The following is a 23,509-nucleotide window of genomic DNA, read 5'->3' on the forward strand; positions in this document are numbered from 1 at the left end:
CTTTAGAGGTATTGGGAAATGCATTTTGTGACGTCGCGCATTACCGAGCCATTGAAAAAAAAGTTCACAAAACAGACGCGCAATTACCGGATGCAGGCTTTTATCGGTCACTTGGGAATACGAAATGGAGAACGCGTACTGGATTTAGGCGGTGTGCCTGAGTTTTGGGAGAATTGCCCGATTCCGTTGGATATAACGATCTTAAATCTCCCAGGATACAATCCGCGAACAGTGCCACAGTCCCATCATCGCATCACTTTGGTTGAAGGGGATGCATGCAACGTCGAATTTGCTGCAGACAACAGCTTCGATATCGTTTTTTCCAATAGCGTTATTGAACATGTCGGAGACAAGACAAAACGGTCTGAGATGGCCAGAGAAGTCCGCCGTCTGGCGCCTAGGTACTGGGTGCAGACACCTTCAATCTGGTTTCCTATGGAAGCGCATTGTCACATGTTTTTTTGGTGGTTTTACCCTGAATCCGTACGCCGTTTTTTCATGAAGCGTTGGCGCAAAAGCTTGCCGGCTTGGACGAATATGATGTTGGGCACCACGGTTGTTTTGCGAGGGGAGATGCTCGCACTCTTCCCAGATGCTGCGATATGGACTGAGCGGAAATTTGGGTTCACCAAAAGCTACAGTGCGTTTCGCAGTTCAGCGCCATGACGGTCCATAACAAACGAAATAGTTCATTGATGCTGGTCGTGCAGAGACGTCTTTGACAATTGCCGAGGCGCTTAACCCTTTAATCTGATCAGTTCAAAAACTTCTGGAGTGTCCGTCTGATCTTGCCAGTAACCATATCCATTTTCGGGATTTTGCTTTCAATGGTTTCCTTTACAACACCCAATCCGGCTGGATCCCAGGGCCGATTGCCAGCGTAGGCTGTGCGATCCAACACATCATAAAAGCGGTCCCAGATCTCGGTTCGATGATAAGGGTCGCTCAATTTTTCTTTGTATCTCGCGTGCCAAGGCTTCACCGTTCCTATCAAGTGTATGATGCGGTTCTCCACGGTATCCGGCCGTTCGTATTGTGACGTGTTCCAGACAGGATCCAGAAATTCGGTGTCGCCGTCGAAAAATACGTTTAATGCGTCCTGATCTTGCGAATGAAAAGTGTCAGCACGTTCGAGCGTCAGATCGACCAAACGGTTTCTGGCATCAAGTTTCCGCCAGCGATCAAGATCGATAATCAAAACACCGCTGTTAAAGTAGTCGTATGGATTAGTGAGCTGAAGCCGTTCACCAATGAAGAGGTGAGGATCAGCGGTCCGTACGGAAATATCACGAACAGAACCTATCGTCTTCCCGTGCATGTTGGCTGCGTTCAATTCAGCCAAATCGCGGAGCACCAACAGATCACAATCAAGATAAATGCATTTTGATTCTTCTCCCAAAAAGTCAGAAATAAAATATCGCGAATAGGCAGATTTTGACTTTAGATACATAGTTGAGCGGAATTTAGAGATATTCTGATAGTCAATGTCATAAAATACTACATCCTCGCACATCGGATGGGGTTTCCAGGAATTAGACAACTTTTGTTTATCTTGTTCTGAGAGCCGATCAGCTAAAACGTGGATGCGGCAAGGTATACTTGAGTGCTCCAATGACGAGCGAATAGTGACGGCCAAACCTGGAAGGACCTTTGTATCGGCGCATGCTGCAATGTTTGCGTACAAGTTCTTCTCCATGAAAACAGCGGCCAGTATCTCTGTGTTGACATCGGATGTCTTGCAAACTGTGAAAAATGGAATGCAAGACGTATGCGCTTGAGTCTTTAGATGTGCGGTGTCCTACGGACGTTGTCATGTTCATGTGATTTGAGGTGCTCGCACAGGGCCTGTGCCAAATCACTGATATCATGCATGGCGGTGACGCGCTGGCGCCCTGTTTCACCCATCTCCTGGAGTGTTTTGGGATCGGCTGACAGGGCCGAGCGAAAGGCTTCCGCCAACGCGTTTTCGTCGCCTGGTTCGATAAGCCATCCGCATGAGGCATTTACCAGTTCCGGTATGCCGGCAATGGTTGTTGTAATAACGGGCCTGGTCAGGGCCAAAGCTTCCATCAAGACGATCGGAAGGCCTTCCGCATAGCTGGGAAGAACAAGGGCGCGTGACGACTTTATGAAGTCCTGGACTTCCGAGTTTGAGCCCCACCCGTGCAAGACGACATGGTCCTCTACCGCATGTTCTTCGATCGCAGCTTCCACATCAGCGCGGCTCTCTCCGTCGCCAACCAGAATGACTTTGATATCGGGATAATCCGCTTTCAAAGCTGAAACGGCAAACGGAATATGGACTTGACCCTTCTCCGGACACAGCCGTCCAACACAGACAAAGGTGTTGTTTGTGGCGCTGACGGGGGGCTGCGGAGTATAGTCATCCAGTTTTATTCCGCAGCGCGCAATATGAATTTTCTCATTGTCTTCAGGCCTTTGGGTGAAGCTGGAGAGCAAGTTTTTGCAATAATCCGAAATAGCCAATACGAAGGCCGCATTCTGGATCTTCAGCGCAAAACTCTGAGCCTCCGGATTTTCAAACTCATTCGGGCCATGTGCTGTGAAGCTGTAGTTTGGTCCTCCCAGGGAATGCGCCAGCATCGCAATGGCAGTGGCGTTGGTTCCGAAATGTGCATGAAGATGACGGATTCCGGACCGGCTCGCCTTTTGGCGGAGGCTCGCGGCTTGCATCAAGTAAGCTGCGTGCCGGACGAAACCGCCTTCGGCGTTCGAGTGCAGCTGTTTCCAAATCGGCAGGGTGCGCCAAACGCCGGTAATGTTTGTAAAAATCTCTCGGATGGACGCCAGAAGCAGGTCGGCAAGTTTTCCATCAAGCAAATATTCAGTTCGCGCAGCCTCGCTCCGATCCTTCGGATCAACAAGGCCACCGGCAAAACGCCGGCAGGCAAACGGTGTGACCTTGAACCCGAGATTTTCAAGTGCGTGAATCTCCCGCCGGATGAATGTCGCACTCGGAACTGGATATGTGTTTAGGATGTAACCGATGGCACCGTTGTCAGGCTTGGGGGAATGCGTCGATTGCGCTGTCACTTGGCGGTACCGGATAGAAAAGTCCTTTGTTTCCGTAAGAAGTTTGCCAGCGGAGAAAACAAAAAGATCAATGGGTTCTCTTTGGCATTTATCAGTACGGAGCCAATGATTTTCTTATGAATTGAAGGGTTTAGTGCAAGCGCGGTCGCCAGATCCGTTTGTGATGTCTTTGCCCATTCTGCGACGAAAATGATTGAATCAAGGTACTTCGACGCCGCGCCCACGTCCGTTGACGCAAACAATGGTGGCAAGTTGAAAACCACCAAATCATACTGCCGGAATGAGGGCTTTAATTCCCGCAACTTGTCTGACCAGATCAACTGCCCAGCTCGTTGAGAGTTTTTAACTGTGCCAATGGAAATGGTCGAGAGACCGGTCTCCGGTTCCCGTTTCACAGCTTTTTCGGACAGCTCGCCGTCGCCCATAATGATGTCGATCAGACCGCGTTCGCCATCAGTGACACGGTTTTCTGACGAAGTGGCACTGCTATATGCGTTTGCGTCGACCAGAAGAACTTTATGATCGGGTGTTGAAATGAGGCGAGCCAATTGTTCGGAGACCAAAGCGCTGCCGCTTTCTTTTTGCAGCGAAGTAACCCCAATGTAGCGCATTCGGCTGCCAGTTTCAGAGGTCGAACTTTGTATCAACGATGCAACATTAAACAAGGCTGAGTCATCAACCTCTACTTTGGCAGAAGCCGGCCGGAGTTCCATTTTGTTGTCCGCAGTTCCAGCCTTCTGTTTCGTGCGGGAACTGGTTTTGCCTACTCCAAGGCAAGGCTGACCAATGACATTTGCGAGTTGCTCCGGGTTTCGAATGCGCGTGTCGAAGAAAGACAATATCAGGGCTGCAAATAGACCGATGAATCCACCTATGACACCAGCGACGGCAATGATAAGCAGACCTCGGGTGTTGCTCTTGTGAATGGGCGGGTAGGCTGCCGACACCACCGTCGCTCTTGGTCCGACAGAGCGAAGTTGCTCCTGAAGCCAGCCGCTTGCCGCTTCCGCGGTTTCCAACCGGTCCTGCTCCAGTTTTGCCAGATACGCATGAACGACTGCATTTACAGTGTTTGCTGATGTTTGCGGATCGTCGGACCGAAAGCTGATGTTAATCAGGTTGCTTTGCCCGATGCGGGAAACAATCAGCCTCTGACGGAAGGCTTCCAATTCCTCAATATCCGAGACGGTCTTCACGTCATCGGCTTCATTATCTGCCGCTGTGCCTTCCAGCGTCTCGATTGCAGCTATAATGATTGAGGTGGACCCGATGATCTGTTGCTGGGTATCGAGAAACGTCGGCAAGGCTTGCGCTTCAGGTAGAAACACCCCGGAACCCCCGCCGGGCAAGAGGCGCAAGTTCACGACATCAAGTGTCGCGGTTGCCTGAAACGTCGCAGGCCTGACAAGCACATAACTGACTGCCAGTACGCCGAAGATTGCCGGGATGAGAATGACTACCCATAGGCGCTCGATTAAAGCGCGCGCCATCCATTGCCAGTCATACGTCGATCCGTTTGACACTGGCAGCGATCTGACGGCTGTTTTTGGAAGAGAAGAAACGTCCACTTTGTCTTATTCTCCAAGCCGAAGGCTGCCAGATGACACTCTCTGAGGTATGGCTCCAGACAGGTCGTCGTCTCCAAAGCGTGCGACCTTCACAATGTCGCCGGGGTTGACGCTTGTCGTTTCCTCAGCGTTCAGTGTTTGAACTTCACCGTCGACCGTCCGAATGATCGTGAAAGTGAGGCTTTGGGGCAAACTGAGCTCACTATTTGGCCGCTGGCGGTCTGTGAAGCCACTCGCGGAATTCACCAGGCTTTCCCGTGTCTTGACCCGCTCCTGATTGGCGCGCAACTCGGACCTTATACGGACAAGTTGCGTTTCGGCGTCGTCTAGATAGTTCGCTTCATGATCCCTAAGCTCGATCCGCGCGGCTTCGAGTTCTTGTTCTGCGCGCAGGAGTTCCACTTCAAGCCGCTTTTTCTCTAGCTGTCCGTCTGCTATTTCGCGATTGAGCGGCAGCAAACGGGGTGACCCGTAGCCCTGTTTGATCAGGTCCTGGATTTTTTCCAGCTCTGTCTGAAAGGAATCCAGCTTGAGTTTGGCATCTTCCAGCTGCTGATTTAGCAGGGTGATCTGGCCTTTAAAGAGGGTAATTGCCGTTGTCAGTGATTTCTTTTCATTATTAAAACGCTGCAGTGAGGCTTTAAACAGCTGAGCTTGCTCGGCGAGCGCACGCGTAAGATTTGGCGGCGCATCTTCTGGGAGCGGCGGAAACACGGTTTCCCCTTTTGCTTGAGCCTCGTAACGGACCCTTTCCGCTTCTAGGTCGGCCGCCTCGCTTCTGAGGGTTCGCAATTCACCCAATGTATTGATGGCAGAGCTTTCAAGGCCCCACTCTGACTGACTTGGCGGACGATAAACGCCCCCGGCAATGCTCAAAGCGTTGAGCACCAGCATCCCAGGCCGATACGCGTATTCGCCCGGCGATGTGACTGCTCCAAGAATGTAAAACGGCCGGTAAGCGGAAATATCGACAGCCACATTTGGGAGTGAGCGAAGTTTGGCTTGCTCTTGGAGACGTTTAGCGATTTCTGTGGCGAGCTCCCGCGGTTCAAGCCCGGCTGCATCCACCTCACCCACGATGGGTAACACCACACTGCCGGATGCGCCGACCTCAAATTCATTGGTAAGGGCGGGCCACTCCGCCACATAGATGCGCAGCCTGTCCTGTATACCGAGGCGGTATTCGTCAGCCTTTGTCGGAATCGATCCGCCCAAAGCAAATATCGGTAGCGCCAGAAACAGCACCAATAGAACACCGATTATCCGCAGTGGAAATCGCCGTGCTGTTGTGTTCGGATAAAGCCGCAATTCCTACTCCACCACATGTACGTCTGGTTTGATCGTAGCACTCTGAGTGTCAGATTTAGTTCAAATTTGTAAAAACGGGCCAAATGAAATCTGACCATTGAAAATTGTGACAGTATATCGGTTTCTATGGTTACGGAAACCTATACACCCGTTCGCCCAACCCAGAGCCAATTGTGGCCGTGCCTATTTGCTCAAAGCCCCCGCTTTGAACGTGAAGGTGGCGACTGGATTTTCGCTTGCAACCTTGGTCTGTATAGACGTCTCGTCCGCATATCGACGGCTAGCAATGCCAAATGTCATTCCAACTACGATGGCAAACACGATCTGCACCTGCTTGATTAGGAAAATCCATTCAAACAGAGAATGGAGGTAGGCGATGAGCATTGCCGTGCCAAACCCCAGAAGTAGCCCGCCATCGGGCATCAAGCGGCGGCGCCAACCAACAAAAAATGCGGTAACCAATGGCACTGCCAGCAAAGCGTAGAATGAAAGCAGGCCCGCCCGTCCGGTTTCTACACCTATCAACCTGTAAGCGTCATGGACGATGTTGTTGATGTTGCCTTCGTTTTGATGAACACCGGCAAGCTGGGAATAGTTATACCGCTTGAGTGTATAGGTGTAGTGATTGAAGCCAACTCCTGCAGGGAAATCGTCCCTTATGAGGTCTGCGGCCCTGTTGAACGCTGCGCGCTCGTCATAAACATCTTCGCTTAGAGCAGCGCTTTCAAATCTCTTTTCGAAAACAAGATAGGTTGCCGGTGCAAGCGCAAGAGCTGCGATCCCCGCGAGGGCGGCGGCTGCCATGATACGGTTGGTAAGACCGGTCAGAGCGACGATCATGAAAGTGAGGGCTATGCCGATCACCGTGAATCCGACTGCTCCGCGGGAAGCGGTGAGCAGCATGCAGCACAAGACGGTGAGAATAATCAGACCGTTCCAGATCGTGCCCCGGCTTTGGGTGAGGAGCATGTAAAGAAACGGGTAAAGGACGAAATGAGCGATCATCCCAAGGGTATTTTGGTGCAAGAACAAGCCAGGAGCCTGAGTATACCCTAACCCAAACCGTTGCCACAGGGACGCGACCAATTGGGCCATAACTCCAAGGGCCATACCGCGCAGGAGAAGATAGGGCACCTCTTCAAACGCGCAGGCACGGGCGACGATTGCTGCAACAAATGCCATTTTGGCAAATTGCCAGACCCCGAAGGACGCGACTGTCGGGTTGGCAGCGTTCGGGACTGATGTTGCTGCAACGGCCGTGAAAACAACGAACGGCAAGAAAAGCAGCCAAGAGGTGCGGTGGCGTGGAAGTATGAAAAACGCCACTACCGCTAGGTAATCGACGATCGAAATCTCGATGCCGTAAACAAAACCAACCCAACCATCGGGGGCGTTAATAACGCCGATATCAAGTAGCGGTATGGTGGTCATGAAAAAAGCTGCGGCGCCAAAGGAAATCCAGAAGATGCGCGTAAGGATCTCATACCGCCGCACCAGAAGCGCTAGCGGCAGCGTGCAACACAAAACGATGAGAACGAACGCTATCTTCACTATTCGCACCGACCCTAATTCAGGCTTTTTTTGTCATTTCAGCTGATACTACCTGAACCCCGCTTTGGAATAACGAGATTCTGTTAATGGATGATGTGCTCCCGGTTTTTCGTCTGAGACTATGGCTGGGAATTGTCTGGCTTCTTATGGCCACAGGATCTGGTTTTGCGAAAGATCTACGTATCGCGGAAGTCACGATTGCAACGCCCGATATGCTCAGTGTTGAGATCAAAGATCCCAACTTTAGACGTGGTGCGATCATTGAGCTTGAAAGTTCGCTCCCCCAACCGGTGGGGGCCTGGATTGCGCATGACGACACCTGGGGGATGGTGATCGGTCCCGAGCGGCGCCATCTCAGGTTGGCCGACACGCCACCGGCTGAGTTGCTCGACCGAGCGGTTGTCGATCAGGCCGACGGATACCGATTAAACGGCCAGCCGGCCATCACGTCTGTCTACAGGAAATCGCTTCCCTACGATTCCGGCTTCTATCGGTCATCATCCGGTCGCAGCCAGACGGCAGCGGCGATGAAACACCAGGTGTTTCTGAAAATGAGCCATCCTTTGGAGCCCGGGACACACACCCTTAGCTGGCCTGGTGACCTGTTTTCCGAGACCACGTTCACCTATGACCCGTCAATAACACGTGCACTAGGCATTCGGTCCACACAGGCAGGACACTCCCCGGAAGATCACTCAAAAAAAGCGTATCTCGCGTTGTGGGTTCCAGGAGGCCCAAGTGCCGGCGCGATTGATTTCCGCAGTTACGGTCTCGCCAGCTTCTCAATTCTGGATGAAGCAGGGTCCGTCGTGTACTCCGCCGATATGAAACTCAAGTCGTTGCCGGACGCGAAAGAGCCATGGAATGGACTGGGGTCGCCGCTAATTGATTACGCGGCACTCGAAGAGCGAGCGATACCTGTAACCGGGATCGAGACATCCGGGGCTGCGTCAATCACTGTGCCAGGCCACGATTTTCAAACTGGCGAGCGTATCGTGCTACAGAGGCTGTCCGGTGCCGAAGATGCTGCCGCGGTATTCGCCACAGTCGGTGCAGTTTCTTTGGAGACGATCGAAATTCTCGACAGTCAGTCTGCGCTGCCACCCACAGTGGCTCCAGGTGCCACCGCACGTCGCGCTTATTCGGCCAACCGGGCCGGCACTTACGTTTTTGAGATGGATTACAGCGACTGGATGCCAAAGCAGAACGGGAGCTACCGGATTCGTGTGGATGGGCTCGGCGTGTCCGATGTGTTCCAGGTGTCTTCAGACCACTGGAAAGACATTGGCAGATCAGCACTTGGAGGGCTTTACAATCATCGCAGCGGGATCGCGCTGGATGGGCGGTTTGGTTTTAAGCGGCCGGCTGCTTTCGTTCCAGGTCTGAATGTGGAAATCGCCGAAAGCACCTTGCCTCTGTCGTTCTCCAGCCACGGCACGTTGGGGCTTGTGCCGTTTGAGGATGCGGCCAACAGCACATGGCGCAATGGAAAATTGGCCGGGGCCAACTATTGGGGAGGCTATATGGATGCCGGTGATTGGGATCGTCATATTGTGCATCTTCGCGTGTCCCGCCTGTTTCTTGATCTTCTCGACTATCTGCCCGCGGACCGCCTGAGGACATCCTATGGCATTCCGAAATCCTCAGAGTATTTGGATCCAGAGCTTTATGCCGGCACCGATGACCTACCGGACCTCCTTCATGAAGCCATATGGACGATCGACTTTTTCCGCAGACTGCAAGGTCCTGATGGAACAGTCCGGGGCGGAATTGAAAGCGCTGGACATCCAATGCTGGGCACTGCCAGTTTTCTGGAAACCCTCCCTGTTTTCACATATGCACCTGACATCAGCAGCACCTACACATATGCGGCAATCGCTGGAAGCCTTGCACGGCATTTGGAAGCCTACGGCCAACCGGATCTTGCCGCTGTCTACATGGACAGTGCTTCTCGGGCCTGGGACGCTGCCGAGGCTGGATTTACCGACCTGGATGCTTTTTACGCTGATGCGGTCGCGGGTTTGGTTGCCGGAGGCTACTCAGATTCTGAAGGCTGGCCCGAAATACGTATAAAATTGAAGGAGGAAGCTGAAACGCTCCGCGTTGTTGCTGCCAGTTCTCTCTATCGCACAACTGGAGAGCTGAGATTTCGAACAGCCGCAGAAGAACGGCTGAGGGAACAATGGGACTTGTATCTGGAAAAGAGCGATGCCGCCTGGGACTACATCAACAGCTCGGAAACGGACCAAGGCATACGCAAGACGCTGGAAAATCTCTTCAAATCAGAAACGACGCTTCTACTGGAGGCCCAGGAAACGAACTCCTATCCCAGCATGAAACACCCTTACGCTCCTGCGGGATGGGGACAGGGCGGTCCGCCAGATTCTGGAATAGCGCAGTTGGCTATGCGAACGCACATGTTGACAGGAGACAACGCCATAACTGGGCTTGTGCTCGAAACCCTGAATGGTCTGCTTGGTGCAAACCAAACCGGGATGAGCCTTATGACCGGAGTGGGAGCACGGCAAATACTGCATCCCCTTCATGAAGATCATCGTGCGATGGGCGTTCAAGCCCCGCCGGGGATCATTATCTACGGTTGGGCTCCGGCAAATGCCTTCGCCTATGGATGGATCTTCGGACCGTCGTGGTCTTCGCTTGCGGAGGTTGGACTGACATCTCAGTCCCAAAACACCAAGGTTGAACCATCACGGTTTGCAATTCCGTATTTTGAAAACCTAATAGAGTTTCCAGATGTGATCATACAGCAGGAATACACAGTGCATCAGACGATCGGTCCGATCGCTGCACTGGCACTCTATCTCGATGGGCAAGGCGATGCAGATTAGGCAAATCAGCCCCATCAAAGGCAAGACAGGATGACTGCCAACGCTTATGACAGTGCAGATGCCTTGCGGTGACTACCAGTTGCTGGAGTTTATGTCTTTTCATCCGCTAATTTTGCAGGAGCCTGCCGAATGCCGGCAACCGATACAATAACTCTGTTGGGAGCTGTGACCTACACCGGGCTTTTGGTTTGGGTGTCGATCACACTTGTCATGACAGTTGTCTATTGCATTGAAGTTCTTGCAGCCGTTTTTTTGCCAAAGCGGCAAATTCAGTGTTCAGAAGAGCGCGCTCCGATGGTTGTTCTCATACCGGCGCACAATGAGGAAGCGGGGTTGACGGAAACCTTGAAAGCAAGCCAAAAGGGGCTTTTTCCATTTGATCGGATCCTGGTTGTTGCCGACAACTGCACCGACAACACCGCGTCGGTTGCGCGTCGGAACGGGGTCGAAGTGATCGAGCGAAATGATCCGGATCACCGCGGGAAGGGATTCGCTCTTGATTTTGGTGTTCGCCAACTCGAGCAAAACCCGCCCGGCTGCGTGGTGATTTTGGATGCCGACTGCGTACCCGAAGCCTCGGCGTTGGACAGGATCCGGCAGGTGGCGGGCCACTTGGGGCGTCCTGTCCAGGCGCGGTATCTGATGACTCAGTCTGAAGACACGATTGCGCAGAAAGTCTCGGTCTTCACCTTCCGTCTCAAAAACTGGGTTCGTCTGCTCGGTGTCTGCAATTTGCACGGTCCCTCGCTCCTGACTGGCAGTGGTATGGCGTTTCCTTGGAACGTTCTTGCAAAGGCTGATCTGGCGCATGGGCATCTGGTGGAAGACATGAAACTGGGTCTGGATCTCGCATCTCAAGGCACCCCTCCAATTTTCTGCGATGAAGCGATCATCCTGAGCCCTCTGCCGCACTCGATCGAGGGCGCCACGACCCAGCGATCCAGGTGGGTACGCGGTCATCTCTCGCTCATGGGGGGGGCTTTGTCGCGTTTGCCGAAACACCTTGCTCAGGGCCGGTGGTCTGCGGCCGCGTTGACCGCGAGTGTTCTCGTGCCTCCCTTGACGATCCTTATCTTCCTGCAAGGTGCCGCAGTCTTGAGCGCTTTGATCCTGACGGCCCTCTTGAAGCTGCCTTTGATGCCCCTTGGAATGGCTTGTGGAACGATGGTGGCTTTTTTGATCGCGACACTGGCGGCTTGGTGGGGGTATGGCCGGGATGTCATCCCTGCACGAAACCTCTTCAGACTTGTGGCGCATGTTTTTGTGCGCATCGCCAAGTATCCAGTGGCTGTGTTCAGACCAAAAAGGGCTGGTTGGGCCCGCACGGAAAGAGACGCTGACAGCTCCGAGAACTAAGGTTATTTCTCCGAACAGCGAACGGATACGTTCGACTTCCATAGCGGATTAGATGACGAAAGATCGATTGAAGATCGACGACTGGAAAACTACGGTTACAAAGCAATAAGAACGAAAAATATGGCGCACCCGAGAGGATTCGAACCTCTGGCCTCTGCCTTCGGAGGGCAGCGCTCTATCCAGCTGAGCTACGGGTGCTTGTCAGGCGCGCGTTCACCGCGCGGCGGATAGAAGGTCCTGATACAAGAGACCGCGAAAAGAGGCAACGGCTTTTTGATAAAAAGCAACAGCTTCACTCCGTGCTCTAATCCCAAAGCTGCACGCGTCCCGTTGCACAGAAAAACCCGCCCAAGGTGATAGGCTCAAGCGTTTGCTGCGTATGGTTAGGAACCATCAACGAGCGACGTGAGATCACATGAGCGCAAAGACATGCCGCAACCTTATCTTGATCCTCGGGGATCAGCTCTCTGCCGATATCTCAAGTTTACGCCAGGCGGATCCAGAAGTTGATGCAATTCTTATTGCTGAAGTGATGGCAGAGGCCACCTATGTGCCGCACCACAAGAAGAAGATTGTTTTTCTGTTTTCCGCCATGCGTCACTTCGCGCAGGAGCTGCGGGACGCCGGTTGGACTGTCGAATACGTACAGTTGGAAGACACGGACAATTCCGGGTCCTTTGAAGGAGAGGTCAGACGGGCGGTCAGACGGCTTGCGCCTGAACGTGTCGTGGTCACAGAGCCTGGGGAATGGCGCGTTCTTGAGAACATGAGACAATGGCAAGACGTTCTGGGTCTGCCGGTTGAGATTAAGACAGATAGCCGGTTTTTCTGCGATGCCAGTACCTTTCGCGGCTGGGCCGACGGCCGAAAGCAGCTGCGCATGGAGAACTTCTACCGCGAGATGCGCAAGTCAACCGGGCTGCTGATGGACGGGGACAAACCCGTCGGAGACAAGTGGAATTATGATGCGGAAAACAGAAAGCCCGCCAAGCAAGATCTCTTTATGCCGGCGCCTCTTCAGTTCAAGCCGGATGCAATAACCCAAGAGGTTTTAGATCTCGTCGAAAACCGGTTTGAGGACCACATCGGCCAACTGGAACCGTTCTGGTTTGCGGTCACTCGCGCACAGGCCGAAGAGGCGTTTGATCATTTTCTGAAGGTGGCACTTGAGAACTTCGGAACCTACCAGGACGCCATGTTAAGAGGTGAAAAGTTTCTGTATCACGCAGTCATCTCTGCCTACCTAAATGCCGGTTTGCTCAGCCCGAGAACTGTTTGTGAGAAGGTTGAAGAGGCATATTACGAAGACAAATGTCCTTTGAATGCAGCTGAAGGCTTCATTCGTCAGATCCTCGGCTGGCGAGAGTATGTCCGCGGGATCTACTGGTTGAAAATGCCCGGTTACGCGCGCGAAAACGCGTTGAAAGGAAAGCGCCCACTACCAGCATTTTATTGGACAGGAGAAACGTCCATGAAATGTGTTCAAGAAGCCGTGGGACAGACGCTGGAAGAGGCATATGCCCATCATATTCAAAGGTTGATGGTGACTGGTAATTTCGCGCTTCTGGCAGGTGTTGATCCAGTCGAGGTCCACGAATGGTATCTGGCCGTTTACGCAGACGCGTATGAGTGGGTCGAACTGCCAAACACGCTCGGCATGAGCCAGTTTGCAGACGGCGGATTGCTCGCCTCAAAGCCCTATATTTCCAGCGGCAATTACATAAACAAGATGTCCGATTATTGCGAGAACTGCGATTACAGTGTGCGGAAAAAGACCGGGGAAGGGGCGTGCCCGTTTAACGCGCTTTACTGGGACTTCCTTGATCGGCATGCCGACGACCTGGGATCCAACCCGCGGCTTGGCCAGCCTTATGCGACCTGGCGGCGGATGTCGGATGAGACGAAGCAGGAATACTTGGACAGTGCGAAGACTTTCCTGGAAAAGCTTGATGCTGGCGAACTGGTGTAATTAGCAAAAATTACATGGTAAATATTAAGTAAAAACTTTCACTGATCGCATGGACGATTTCTCGGCCATCAACCGTGAACAAAAAAAACGCGCAGCCATTAAAGACTGCGCGAAAAAAGTTACTGTGCACGTGGCCCCATCGACCACGGGCGCAACTCTAGCGGCATACCGGGGTAATGTCATTACCGTAAAATATTTTATTTTTTGATTTACCGAGATGCGACTGATCGTTATTCATTCTTGATCGTTATGGGTGGTACCTCGAAGTCAAAAAAATATAGTTATATGAAAGCCTTGAAGCTCTCCGAAAACGTGAATGAAGCGTCATTAGATTGACCGATACGCGTCATTCCGCAGTTTTTATTGGCAGTTATCCGGAGTGTTTTTTCCAGCTAAAGGTGTGGTGCTCGTCACTTTCACCTTTGCAATCCCCTGTTGTACAAAACCGAGTTTTTGAGCGGCCGCCTGCGTCACGTCGATGATGCGGCGTTTCACGAAAGGACCACGGTCGTTGATGCGAACCACAACCGACTTGCCATTCTTAAGATTGGTAACCGTTGCCAGTGTTCCGAAAGGCAGGCTTGGATGCGCAGCCGCCAGCTTGTTTGGGTCCGCCTGCTCTCCGCTGGCTGTTGTGCCCCGCAGATTGTACCAAGAGGCCTTGCCGCATTGAACAAACGCTTCCTCTGCCTTTGTCGGAGCAGCCCAAGCGATACTGCTGAGGACAAGCGTTGTAAAAACGGAATTCCGCACTTTGAGCGAGGTTGGTTTTGGCATGAACTGATCCCGTACTATCAACAGGCGGTTCTGTGCCGCCGCGTTTCGACATGAACGGCTCTCTTAACGCGAAGGCATGATGAAACTGTGGCAAATACTACATCGGCACTGAATTGAGTAAAATTTTAATAAAAATATATATCAAAATAGTAAAATCAAATTAACTATATTAATACGAAGTCCTGTGGGTAACGAAAGTGCGAGAAAATCCCCCGGATACATATGCTAGGTAAGGCTATCGAATCTGACGCCTTAGTATTTCAGTTTCTGCGTCCTCAGTTGTTTGTTTGAGAGGGATGATCTGGTGCAGATCAGACAAGGATTAATGCGTGCTTCGAACATGGAGGTCACGGCCTCAGAGAAGCTCGACGAGACGACGCTTTACGCTGATCTACTGGAAGTGATGCCGGTCCCTGCTGCTTATGTCGGCTTGGATGGCCGAATTATTCTGCAAAATAGCCAGTTGCTGGACCTTTGCGAGACCGCCGCAGATCCAGGTCCTTATCAGTTTTTAACTGATATGATGACAACTGATGGATGGGACCGGGTTCAAGTCGCGCTGTCCACCTCTTTGAGTGGAGTGCCGATCCAGTCCAACGGCACACTGGAATTTCGCTGCGGAACCGTACTTTGCCGCAAGATTCTCTGCACATCTTTCGTCTCTTTCGCAAACAACCAACCGGCAGTGCTCATTCAATTCGAGCAGGACATCGCGGATGAGCGTGAAAAGCCGGACAATCTGAAAGCTGTGAAGGCTTCATTGGCGCGTTTGGAGGCGCAGGGTTCTCTCCCCAATGGCGTTGCACTGAAGCATTTCCCAGACGAGGTGCTGATCTTTGATGCCGTGGATCCAGCTGAGGTGCGTGCTGCGCGGATACTGGAGACGATTGGTGGCAGTTATAACGCAGAAGACCTTGCCGCTCAGCTGAGCGAGTGTTCGGTTGACGTCGTTCAGACACTCTACATTCCGCAAACCGGGCCCATGCCGGGTACCGATGCGGATAGAAAGATGTGCGAAATCAGGCTGGTTCCTCTGCCAGCCGATGTTGGCGGTGATGATGCCGGCATGATGGCAATCATTCGCAGGAATGTGGATTGCCCCCATGAAATCGCTGAGAACCGCAGGCTGGCCTATCAGGACCCGCTTACAAGTCTGGCAAACCGGCGGGCGTTTACAAGGGCGCTGGACACCGAGCTACAACGACTGGCGCGTGATGAAAGCAGCGGCTTGGCTGTGTTTTACATCGATCTTGATGAATTCAAGAAGGTCAACGATCTCGGGGGGCATGACGCAGGTGACGACATGCTGCAAAGGGTAGCGTCAAGTCTGGCTCTAACCCTGGGCGAGTTCGGCACGGCTGCCCGAATTGGTGGAGACGAATTTGCCGGCATGCTCCCTGCGGTGAATAAAGAGGCCGCGATGGCCGTTGCCGGGGAAATACTGGACGCTTTTGCAAGGATCCGCCTGGAGGTTTCTGATCGGGTTTTCACAATCGGTGGATCGGTCGGCGTAGCGTATGCAGCGGATTGGTTTGCGGTTGAAGGTTGTGATGGTGCCGCGCTTCTTGGATTGGCGGACCGGGCGTGTCTGCGCGGCAAGCGTTTCGGGGGGCATTCGGTCCAAGTTCACACGGTGCGGCCGCAAGACTGGCGTTCGGTTGGGCAAGGCGTCGGCGTTTTGCCGGAGCCAGGCAGTTTTCAGGCCGGTGAACTGGCACTCTATTCCATGCCGATTATCTGCTTGAGCCGGAACAAGAAGTGCGGAGCAGAAATATTGTTGCGTCTTCAGGGAGATCGGTCGCAGGGTTTGTCATCAAAGGCCTGGATCAGCGCGGCGGAACGGTCCGGCTTTATCGCACAAGTCGACAGTTGGACCCTAGACAAGGTCTTGGACGCTGCTGAGCGCTCCGCAAATCGCACCACGTTGACGATGAATGTGTCGGCTGAATCTGCAAGGGATGCAGGCTTCCGGGATAGCCTGTATCAACGGCTTTCAGTCAACCCGTTGCTCGCCTCCCGTCTTTGCCTCGAGATTTCGGAAAAAGACTTTCTGCGCGAACCGGCGGACATCTCCTACTTCATCAAGTTTGTATCCGATCTGGGGTGCCAGACCGCGATCGATGATTTCGCCGGTCATTGGCCAGTGCTGTCCCGGTTGACCGGATTGCGGGTCGACTGGGTCAAACTGGCGGCGGGGGTTGCACAAGAGGCCCTCGAGGACCCGGCAAAAGCCGGCTTGTTAAAGGCACTGGTGGGAGCCGCCCGGGAGCTGGGGCTGAAGACGATTGCAAAGCATGTCGAGACCAAAGCAGAAGCGGACTTCCTGAGAATGTTGGATATCGAAGCGGCACAGGGTTTTTACTTCGGCCGCCCGGAGCCGTGGCCCGAAGCCGCTTAATGTGTGCCGATGATAGTGAGTGCTAAAAAAAGCGGCCTTGGCCGCTTTTTGATATCCGTAGTAACCGATCAGATGTCCAGGTTGGCAACCGCCAAGGCGTTGTCCTGAATGAACTCCCGGCGGGGATCAACCTCATCGCCCATGAGCTTTGTGAAGATGTCGTCGGCATCGTCGGCCTCACGCACCTTGACCTGCAGGAGCGAGCGTACGTTCGGGTCCAGTGTAGTCTCCCAAAGCTGGTCAGGGTTCATTTCTCCGAGCCCCTTGTACCGCTGCAGAGAGATGCCTTTTTGCCCGAAGGCAAAAATGTGCTGCAGCAGCGCGCGCGGGCCGCGGATCTCTGTTGGAACATCCTTGCGCTGCAAGACGGCTGCCTTGCCATACACCTCGTTCAGGTGGTCGGCATGGGCTGCAAGTCGGCGGGCGTCCGCCGAGCCGAGCAATGCTGCATCGATCGTCGCGACTTCCTGAACGCCCCGGACTGTGCGGGTGAATACCAGACTGCCGTCGTCGCGGGCTTCTCCGGTCCAGCCACGCTCAAACTCATCGGCGAGGATGTCCATCCGCCGGGCGATATAGGCAGCAGCTTCATCAGCCTTGCCTTGGTCTTCCAGGATTTCGGTGTTGAGGGCACCCGCAATGGCGGCTTGCTCGACCACATCCCGGTTGTAACGTGAGTGCAGGCCGTCAAAGATGTCAGAGATCGCTCGCGCGGTCTCAACGACCTGCCGCAAATCCTGGCCAGTTCGGACCTCGCCGTTTGCAAGCTTCAACGAGGTGTCGTCCGAACCTTGCGCGATGAGATAATTCTCGAGCGCTTCCTGATCTTTCAGGTATTGCTCCGATTGACCACGTTTGACCTTATAGAGCGGAGGCTGGGCGATATAGACATAGCCGTTCTCGATCAGCTCGGGCATTTGCCGGAAGAAGAAGGTCAAAAGCAGGGTTCGGATGTGCGCGCCGTCCACGTCAGCATCGGTCATGATGATGATCTTGTGGTAGCGCAGTTTTTCGATATTGAATTCTTCCTTGCCGATCCCGGTGCCAAGGGCAGTGATCAGCGTTCCGATCTCGTTGGAAGAGAGCATCTTGTCAAAGCGGGCTCGCTCAACGTTCAGGATCTTACCCCGCAACGGCAAAACCGCCTGATTTTCCCGGTGCCGGCCCTGTTTTGCCGAGCCGCCCGCGGAATCTCCCTCCACTAGGAAGAGTTCGGCCTTGGAAGCATCACGTTCTTGGCAGTCGGCAAGTTTTCCCGGCAAAGACGCAACATCCAGCGCGCCCTTGCGCCGTGTGAGTTCACGGGCTTTACGCGCAGCTTCCCGGGCAGACGCTGCTTCAACAACTTTGGAGACAATGGTCTTCGCCGGTGCCGGATTTTCTTCCAGCCATTCGCTCAAGGTCTGGGAGATCAGGTTTTCAACCACCGGCCGGACTTCGGATGAAACCAGCTTGTCCTTTGTCTGCGACGAGAACTTCGGGTCCGGAACCTTGACCGAAAGGACGCAGGTCAGGCCCTCGCGGCAGTCGTCACCGGACAGGGAGACCTTTTCCTTTTTCATCAACCCGGTCGATTCAGCGTAGCCAGTGACTTGGCGGGTCAACGCGCCGCGGAAGCCGGCCAAGTGCGTCCCGCCATCCCGTTGCGGGATGTTGTTGGTGAAGCACAAAACCTGCTCGTGATAGCTGTCGTTCCACCACATGGCGGCTTCGACAGTGATGCCGTCTTTTTCCGCCCGCACCGCGATCGGTGTTTCGATGAGTGGATGTTTGGCCCGGTCGAGGTAGCGGACAAAGGCTTCAAGGCCGCCCTCGTAATAAAGTTCTTCAACCACATCTTCCACGCCGCGCTTGTCGGTCAGGATAATGCGGGCACCGGAGTTCAAAAAAGCAAGTTCCCGGAGGCGATGCTCCAACGTTGCAAAATCGAACTCTGTCTTGGTGAACGTCTCTTGGGATGGCAGGAAGGTGACTTCCGTGCCTTTTTTTCCGTTAGCTGGTCCGACAACTTCGAGCGGGCCCACAGCATCGCCATGGGCAAACGTCATGAAGTGTTCTTGGTCGTTCCGCCAGATCCGCAGATCCAGTTTCGTGGACAGCGCATTCACCACGGAGACACCCACGCCGTGCAAGCCGCCAGAGACCTTGTAGGAGTTCTGGTCGAACTTACCCCCGGCGTGCAACTGGGTCATGATGACCTCGGCTGCCGAAACCCCCTCTTCAGGGTGAAGATCGGTCGGAATACCGCGGCCGTTGTCGGAAACCGTCACCGACCCATCGGGGTTCAGCGTCACGGTCACGTGGTCGGCATGACCTGCCAGGGCTTCGTCAATCGCGTTGTCGACAACCTCATAGACCATGTGGTGCAGGCCCGACCCGTCGTCGGTGTCGCCGATATACATGCCGGGGCGTTTGCGGACCGCATCCAGACCCTTCAGAACCTTAATGGAGTCGGCGCCATATTCGGCACCATTTTCTGCTTCGGGAGTGGCGCCAGGCTCGGGCGTAGACATATCGCTCATGCGAATCATTCACCAATCGGTTTTTGTTTCTTGGCCACGTTATACGGTGTTCCAACAGGCGTTCAACTGCACGCTCGCTGCAGGCCCGTTCAGGGCGGGAATATAGTGGAAAACCATAAGATTCAGGCGGATTTATGGGCTCCGGAAGCCCGGATCAGCCGGGCTTCGTTGTTGCCCACTTCAAACACTTCGGAATGAACCGGCAAAGCATCGAAGAGGGAGGCATCGGTGCCGGTCATAAACACCTGACCGCCGAGGGCATCCAGGCGTTCAAAAAGTGCTGCCCGGCGGTCCGGGTCAAGATGGGCGGCGACCTCATCAAGCAGCAAAACCGGTGTCATTCCGGAGACTTTTGCCGTGAGTTCAGCGTGCGCCAGAACGAGCCCAATCAAGAGTGCTTTTTGTTCTCCGGTAGAGGACTGAGCTGCAGGCATGTCCTTGGCGGCATGACGGACTTTCAGATCGCTCAAATGCGGTCCGGTCAAAGTGCGTCCTGCCGCGCGATCCCTACACCGCCCTTGTTCCAGAAGCCGTCGGTAATGATCTTCCTGATCTGAAGCGCTCATACCGATCGTCTCGGCTTCAAACGTGCCTTCGAGCGAGAGTATTGCTTGCGGAAAGGTCGAGTTTTCAGCGGGCTGGCCGTCAATCATCTGCTTCAGCAGGCCGACGGTTTCCTGACGGGCAAATGAGACGGCTGTCCCGAGGCTTGCGACTTGAAGTTCGAGGGCGCTGAGGTAAGCATCCGACCCACCCTGGTCCAGCAGCTTGTTGCGCTGCCGGAGGGCGTTTTCAAAATCGCTGACACGGCGCCCATGCGCCGGGTCGATTGCAAGGGTCAGGCGGTCGAGAAACCGGCGCCTGTCGGATCCGGGGCCTGTAAACAGCCCATCCATTGACGGAACCAGCCAAAGCACCCGCATATAGTCGAGCAGGCTCTCCGAGGAGCGCATATCCTCACCATCGATCCGCACCTTGCGCCCGGGAACACCTGCAGTGGCTCCGGTCCCAAGACTTGTCTCCATATCATCAAGGTAGATCTTGGCAGAGACACTCCATGTCCCATCGCCGCCAACGCGGGCAATATCCGTCAAAGCCGCCCGGCGCAGTCCGCGCCCCGCCGTCAGAAAGGAGATCGCTTCCAGGATATTTGTTTTGCCGGCGCCATTTGCGCCGACAAAGGCCACCATGCCTGCCGACAAGCCGATGCCCATGGTGGCATAGTTACGGAAGCCGGTCAGGGTTAGACGGGTCAGCCGTGCCGACCGGGGTGCAGTCATGACCGGTTTCCGTTGGCGCGATTAGACCCGCATTGGCATCAGAACAAACAAACAGTCGTCGACTGTATTGTCCTGAATGAGGGTCGGGGATCCGGAATCTGCCAGACGGAACAGGGCCGTGTCGCTGCTGAGCTGGTTTGCAATGTCGAGCAGGTATCGGGAGTTAAAGCCGATTTCCAACGGATCCGAGTCGTACTCCACAGCCAGCTCTTCCGTCGCGCTGCCAGAATCCGGGTTGTTGACGGTTAAAACCATGCGCCCATCGCCAAGTGCCAACTTCACAGCACGTCCGCGCTCGGATGAAATGGTCGAGACGCGATCAACCGCTTCTTTGAATTCATCGCGGTCAACGCGCATTTCCTTGTCATTCCCTTGCGGGATCACACGGCCATAATCCGGGAAGGTGCCGTCGATGAGTTTCGATGTCAGAACAACCGTATCTGTTGTGATGCGGATCTTGGTGTCCGACAACTCAATTTGCACGTCCGCTTCCGGATTTTCCAAGAGCTTCTGGATTTCGCCGACTGTCTTGCGCGGCACAATAATGCCTGGCATGCCGGAGGAGCCGGAGGGTGCGGCGACCTCTGCCTGCGCCAGACGGTGGCCGTCGGTGGCAACAGCTCGGAATTGCTGGCCGTTGGCAGCGTCGACAGTGTGCAGATAGATCCCGTTCAGATAGTACCGGGTTTCCTCGGTGGAGATCGCAAACTGCGTGGTATCGATCAGTTTGCGGATGTCCGACGCGCTCAAGGTGAAGCCGTGGCTGAAATCACCAGCGGTCAGATCTGGAAAATCGGTTTCCGGCAGCATCTGCAGGGTGAATTTCGAACGGCCGGCCCGGATCTCCAGTGTGGTGTCGTCTCCGGTCGTTTCCAGAACAACCTGGGACCCTTCCGGCAGTTTTCTGACAATGTCATAGAACATGTGCGCTGGAACTGTCGTGGCACCTGGCATTTCGATCATGGCCGGCACGGTTTCGACAATCTCAAGATCCAGGTCGGTGGCCTTCAGGTTCAAGGCCCCACCATCGGCACGCAGCAAAACGTTGGACAAGATCGGGATAGTATTCCGGCGTTCGACCACCCGGTGCACATGGGTCAAGGACTTGAGGAGGTCGGTCCGCTCGAGGGTCGCTTTCATACGCTACATCCGTACTCGTGAAACACCAGACAGAACGTCCGGTCGACTGAATTCTTATGGGCTCCGGTGAGGGAGCGGGGGAAAGACACTGCCCTCAACCGGCTCTAAAAGCAAGGGGGCGCTCGCTTGGAACGCCCCCCTTTTTTGGCTGAAAAGACAGTCTATTCGTCTTAGGCGTCCAGCATGCGCTTCAGGAGTTCAATCTCCTGCGCGAGCGCATAGTCGGCACGGGCCATTTCTTCAATCTTGCGCACCGCGTGCAAAACTGTCGTGTGATCCCGATTTCCAAAACGGCGGCCGATTTCCGGCAGCGAGCGCGGTGTCATGACCTTTGCCAGGTACATCGCGATCTGACGCGGGCGTACGATCGTACGCGTCCGGCGCGCCGACAGCAGATCTGCCTTGGTCACATTGTAGTGCTTGGAGACCACGCGCTGAATGTCTTCAATCTTTACCCGGCGCGGTTCGCTGGAGCGAACCAGATCGCGCAAGGTCATCTCCGCCATTTCCTGGGTGATCGGCTGGTTGGTTAGCTGATTGTGCGCGATCAGACGGTTCAATGCACCTTCAAGATCACGGCCAGATGAGGCGACATGCCGTGCAATGTAGTCAAGCACGGAGTCCGGCACATCAAATTGCGGATAGGACTTGTGGGCAGCCTCAACGCGGGAGACCAGAATGTTCCTGCGCAGAACAAAATCCGGCTCCTGGATTCCAACAACAAGCCCCCCGGACAGGCGCGACCGGACGCGGTCGTCGAGTGTGTCGAGGTCAGATGGAGCCCGGTCCGCAGCAACGATCACCTGACGGGCGCCGTCGATCAAGGCGTTGAGTGTGTGGCAGAATTCCTGCTGCACCTGCTTGCCATGAAGGAACTGCATATCATCGATGAGGAGGAGATCGATGGTGCGCAAGTTGTCTTTAAAGGCAAGGGCGGACTGCGATTTCAGCGCTGCAACGAACTTGTACATAAAGTGCTCGGCCGTCAGATAGAGCACTTTACGACCGCTGTTGCGCACTTTCGATGCCACGGCCTGCATCAGATGGGTTTTGCCCAATCCCACGGACGCATGCAGGTAAAGCGGATTGAACGTGACCGCTCCGCCAGCCGCGACTTGACGAGCAGCGGCCAAAGCAAGGTTGTTGGAATCGCCCTCAACGAAGGTCTCGAACGTGTATTTCGGATCAAGCGCTGCGCCCTGCAAAACATCACGGGCACTGTCAGATGCGCTGTCACCCCGGCCAACGGCGGCTGTTGCCGCTTGCGCGCGGGTCACATGCGTTGCATCGCCAATGTTTTCCGAGCGTGTGTCGATGGCTGCGTTCTGCACACCAGCTGCCCCTGCCGGCAGGCTCGGCTGAACAGCCGTCACCTGACGTGGCCGAATGGCGCCACGAACAGTCAATTCGATCCGATGGACGTTGTCGCATTCGCGCTGCCAAAGCCCCATCAGACGTTCATTGTAATTATTTTGGATCCACTGCTTGAGGAACCGGGTTGGAACAGACAGCCGCACAGTGCCGTCCTGATGTTCTTCCAGATCAACCCGGGCGAACCAGCTGGTGAACACGTCGTCCCCCAGTTCCGCACGGAGTTGCTTTTTGACCCGCGTCCATTGTTCGGAGCCGCCTGCCTCCTGAACCTGCATGTTATCTGCCTGCTGTACTGGGAAGAACAGTCCGCCACAGCCGTTCTTCGTTCTAACGCCTTGCCGCTTTAGCAGCTTATGTGCCCCG

General features: G+C 54.4%; 15 protein-coding genes and 1 tRNA gene. 5 read left to right on the forward strand and 11 right to left on the reverse strand.

Annotation, left to right across the window (positions count from 1 at the left end):
- Nucleotides 1–18: 18 nt before the first annotated feature.
- Nucleotides 19–666 (forward strand): class I SAM-dependent methyltransferase, encoded by a 648-nt coding sequence (locus tag ACVDG4_RS17160; protein WP_306147979.1) that lies wholly within the window; start codon nt 19–21, stop codon nt 664–666.
- Between the two features lie 88 nt (nt 667–754).
- On the opposite strand, the gene ACVDG4_RS17165 is transcribed toward ACVDG4_RS17160, so the two are convergent.
- The 5 genes from ACVDG4_RS17165 to ACVDG4_RS17185 all read right to left on the reverse strand — a co-directional run bounded on the left by ACVDG4_RS17165 (nt 755) and on the right by ACVDG4_RS17185 (nt 7,481).
- Nucleotides 755–1,684, reverse strand: coding sequence for a glycosyltransferase family 8 protein (locus ACVDG4_RS17165; RefSeq protein ID WP_447236008.1), 930 nt, complete (start codon nt 1,682–1,684; stop codon nt 755–757).
- Nucleotides 1,685–1,782: 98 nt separating this feature from the next.
- On the reverse strand, nt 1,783–3,054 hold the full coding sequence (locus tag ACVDG4_RS17170) for a glycosyltransferase family 4 protein (RefSeq protein ID WP_447236010.1): 1,272 nt from the start codon (nt 3,052–3,054) through the stop codon (nt 1,783–1,785).
- On the reverse strand, nt 3,051–4,544 hold the full coding sequence (locus ACVDG4_RS17175) for a Wzz/FepE/Etk N-terminal domain-containing protein (RefSeq protein ID WP_447236011.1): 1,494 nt from the start codon (nt 4,542–4,544) through the stop codon (nt 3,051–3,053). The genes ACVDG4_RS17170 and ACVDG4_RS17175 overlap by 4 nt, the downstream gene beginning before the upstream one ends.
- Before the next feature lie 84 nt (nt 4,545–4,628).
- Entirely contained in the window at nt 4,629–5,930 is a 1,302-nt protein-coding gene (locus ACVDG4_RS17180) for a polysaccharide biosynthesis/export family protein (protein WP_447236012.1), read from the reverse strand.
- 183 nt (nt 5,931–6,113) lie between these two features.
- Complete coding sequence (locus tag ACVDG4_RS17185) at nt 6,114–7,481, reverse strand: O-antigen ligase family protein (RefSeq protein WP_447236013.1); 1,368 nt, start codon at nt 7,479–7,481, stop codon at nt 6,114–6,116.
- An 86-nt stretch (nt 7,482–7,567) separates the two neighbouring features.
- On the opposite strand from ACVDG4_RS17185, the gene ACVDG4_RS17190 reads away from it, so the two are divergent.
- Together ACVDG4_RS17190 and ACVDG4_RS17195 are read left to right on the forward strand one after the other, a co-directional pair.
- On the forward strand, nt 7,568–10,330 hold the full coding sequence (locus tag ACVDG4_RS17190; RefSeq protein ID WP_447236014.1) for a glycoside hydrolase family 9 protein: 2,763 nt from the start codon (nt 7,568–7,570) through the stop codon (nt 10,328–10,330).
- A 129-nt stretch (nt 10,331–10,459) separates the two neighbouring features.
- Nucleotides 10,460–11,686 (forward strand): glycosyltransferase family 2 protein, encoded by a 1,227-nt coding sequence (locus ACVDG4_RS17195; protein ID WP_447236016.1) that lies wholly within the window; start codon nt 10,460–10,462, stop codon nt 11,684–11,686.
- A gap of 121 nt (nt 11,687–11,807) precedes the next feature.
- Here the strand turns inward: ACVDG4_RS17195 and ACVDG4_RS17200 are convergent.
- Nucleotides 11,808–11,884: transfer RNA gene (locus ACVDG4_RS17200), tRNA-Arg, on the reverse strand.
- A gap of 217 nt (nt 11,885–12,101) precedes the next feature.
- Between ACVDG4_RS17200 and ACVDG4_RS17205 the strand changes: the two genes are divergently transcribed.
- On the forward strand, nt 12,102–13,655 hold the full coding sequence (locus ACVDG4_RS17205) for a cryptochrome/photolyase family protein (RefSeq protein WP_447236017.1): 1,554 nt from the start codon (nt 12,102–12,104) through the stop codon (nt 13,653–13,655).
- A 360-nt stretch (nt 13,656–14,015) separates the two neighbouring features.
- Here ACVDG4_RS17205 and ACVDG4_RS17210 read toward each other — a convergent pair whose 3' ends face one another.
- Nucleotides 14,016–14,432 carry a septal ring lytic transglycosylase RlpA family protein gene (locus ACVDG4_RS17210; protein WP_447236018.1) on the reverse strand — a complete coding sequence of 139 codons (417 nt, stop codon included), beginning with the start codon at nt 14,430–14,432 and terminating at the stop codon, nt 14,016–14,018.
- 325 nt (nt 14,433–14,757) lie between these two features.
- Between ACVDG4_RS17210 and ACVDG4_RS17215 the strand changes: the two genes are divergently transcribed.
- A complete protein-coding gene (locus ACVDG4_RS17215; protein ID WP_447236019.1) occupies nt 14,758–16,830 on the forward strand; it encodes an EAL domain-containing protein in 2,073 nt (690 codons plus the stop codon).
- 68 nt (nt 16,831–16,898) lie between these two features.
- On the opposite strand, the gene gyrB is transcribed toward ACVDG4_RS17215, so the two are convergent.
- From gyrB to dnaA, 4 genes are all read right to left on the reverse strand, one after another.
- The gene (gene gyrB, locus ACVDG4_RS17220; RefSeq protein WP_447236020.1) at nt 16,899–19,352 is read right to left on the reverse strand and encodes a DNA topoisomerase (ATP-hydrolyzing) subunit B; all 2,454 of its coding nucleotides are present in this window, start codon (nt 19,350–19,352) and stop codon (nt 16,899–16,901) included.
- Nucleotides 19,353–19,474: 122 nt separating this feature from the next.
- Nucleotides 19,475–20,632, reverse strand: a complete 1,158-nt coding sequence (recF, locus tag ACVDG4_RS17225; protein WP_447236022.1) for a DNA replication/repair protein RecF — start codon at nt 20,630–20,632, stop codon at nt 19,475–19,477.
- Between the two features lie 21 nt (nt 20,633–20,653).
- A complete protein-coding gene (dnaN, locus tag ACVDG4_RS17230) occupies nt 20,654–21,772 on the reverse strand; it encodes a DNA polymerase III subunit beta (protein WP_133949345.1) in 1,119 nt (372 codons plus the stop codon).
- 170 nt (nt 21,773–21,942) lie between these two features.
- Complete coding sequence (gene dnaA, locus ACVDG4_RS17235; RefSeq protein ID WP_133949343.1) at nt 21,943–23,421, reverse strand: chromosomal replication initiator protein DnaA; 1,479 nt, start codon at nt 23,419–23,421, stop codon at nt 21,943–21,945.
- Nucleotides 23,422–23,509 lie beyond the last annotated feature (88 nt).

The sequence above is a fragment of the Roseibium sp. MB-4 genome (genome assembly GCF_053005265.1).

Coding starts and splice junctions, on each gene's coding strand:
- ACVDG4_RS17160 (WP_306147979.1), top strand. CDS start 19: ATGCATTTTGTGACGTCGCGCATTACCGAGCCATTGAAAAAAAAGTTC.
- ACVDG4_RS17175 (WP_447236011.1), bottom strand. CDS start 4,544: ATGGCGCGCGCTTTAATCGAGCGCCTATGGGTAGTCATTCTCATCCCG.
- ACVDG4_RS17190 (WP_447236014.1), top strand. CDS start 7,568: ATGGATGATGTGCTCCCGGTTTTTCGTCTGAGACTATGGCTGGGAATT.
- ACVDG4_RS17195 (WP_447236016.1), top strand. CDS start 10,460: ATGCCGGCAACCGATACAATAACTCTGTTGGGAGCTGTGACCTACACC.
- ACVDG4_RS17205 (WP_447236017.1), top strand. CDS start 12,102: ATGAGCGCAAAGACATGCCGCAACCTTATCTTGATCCTCGGGGATCAG.
- ACVDG4_RS17210 (WP_447236018.1), bottom strand. CDS start 14,432: ATGCCAAAACCAACCTCGCTCAAAGTGCGGAATTCCGTTTTTACAACG.
- ACVDG4_RS17215 (WP_447236019.1), top strand. CDS start 14,758: ATGCGTGCTTCGAACATGGAGGTCACGGCCTCAGAGAAGCTCGACGAG.
- gyrB (WP_447236020.1), bottom strand. CDS start 19,352: ATGAGCGATATGTCTACGCCCGAGCCTGGCGCCACTCCCGAAGCAGAA.
- recF (WP_447236022.1), bottom strand. CDS start 20,632: ATGACTGCACCCCGGTCGGCACGGCTGACCCGTCTAACCCTGACCGGC.
- dnaN (WP_133949345.1), bottom strand. CDS start 21,772: ATGAAAGCGACCCTCGAGCGGACCGACCTCCTCAAGTCCTTGACCCAT.
- dnaA (WP_133949343.1), bottom strand. CDS start 23,421: ATGCAGGTTCAGGAGGCAGGCGGCTCCGAACAATGGACGCGGGTCAAA.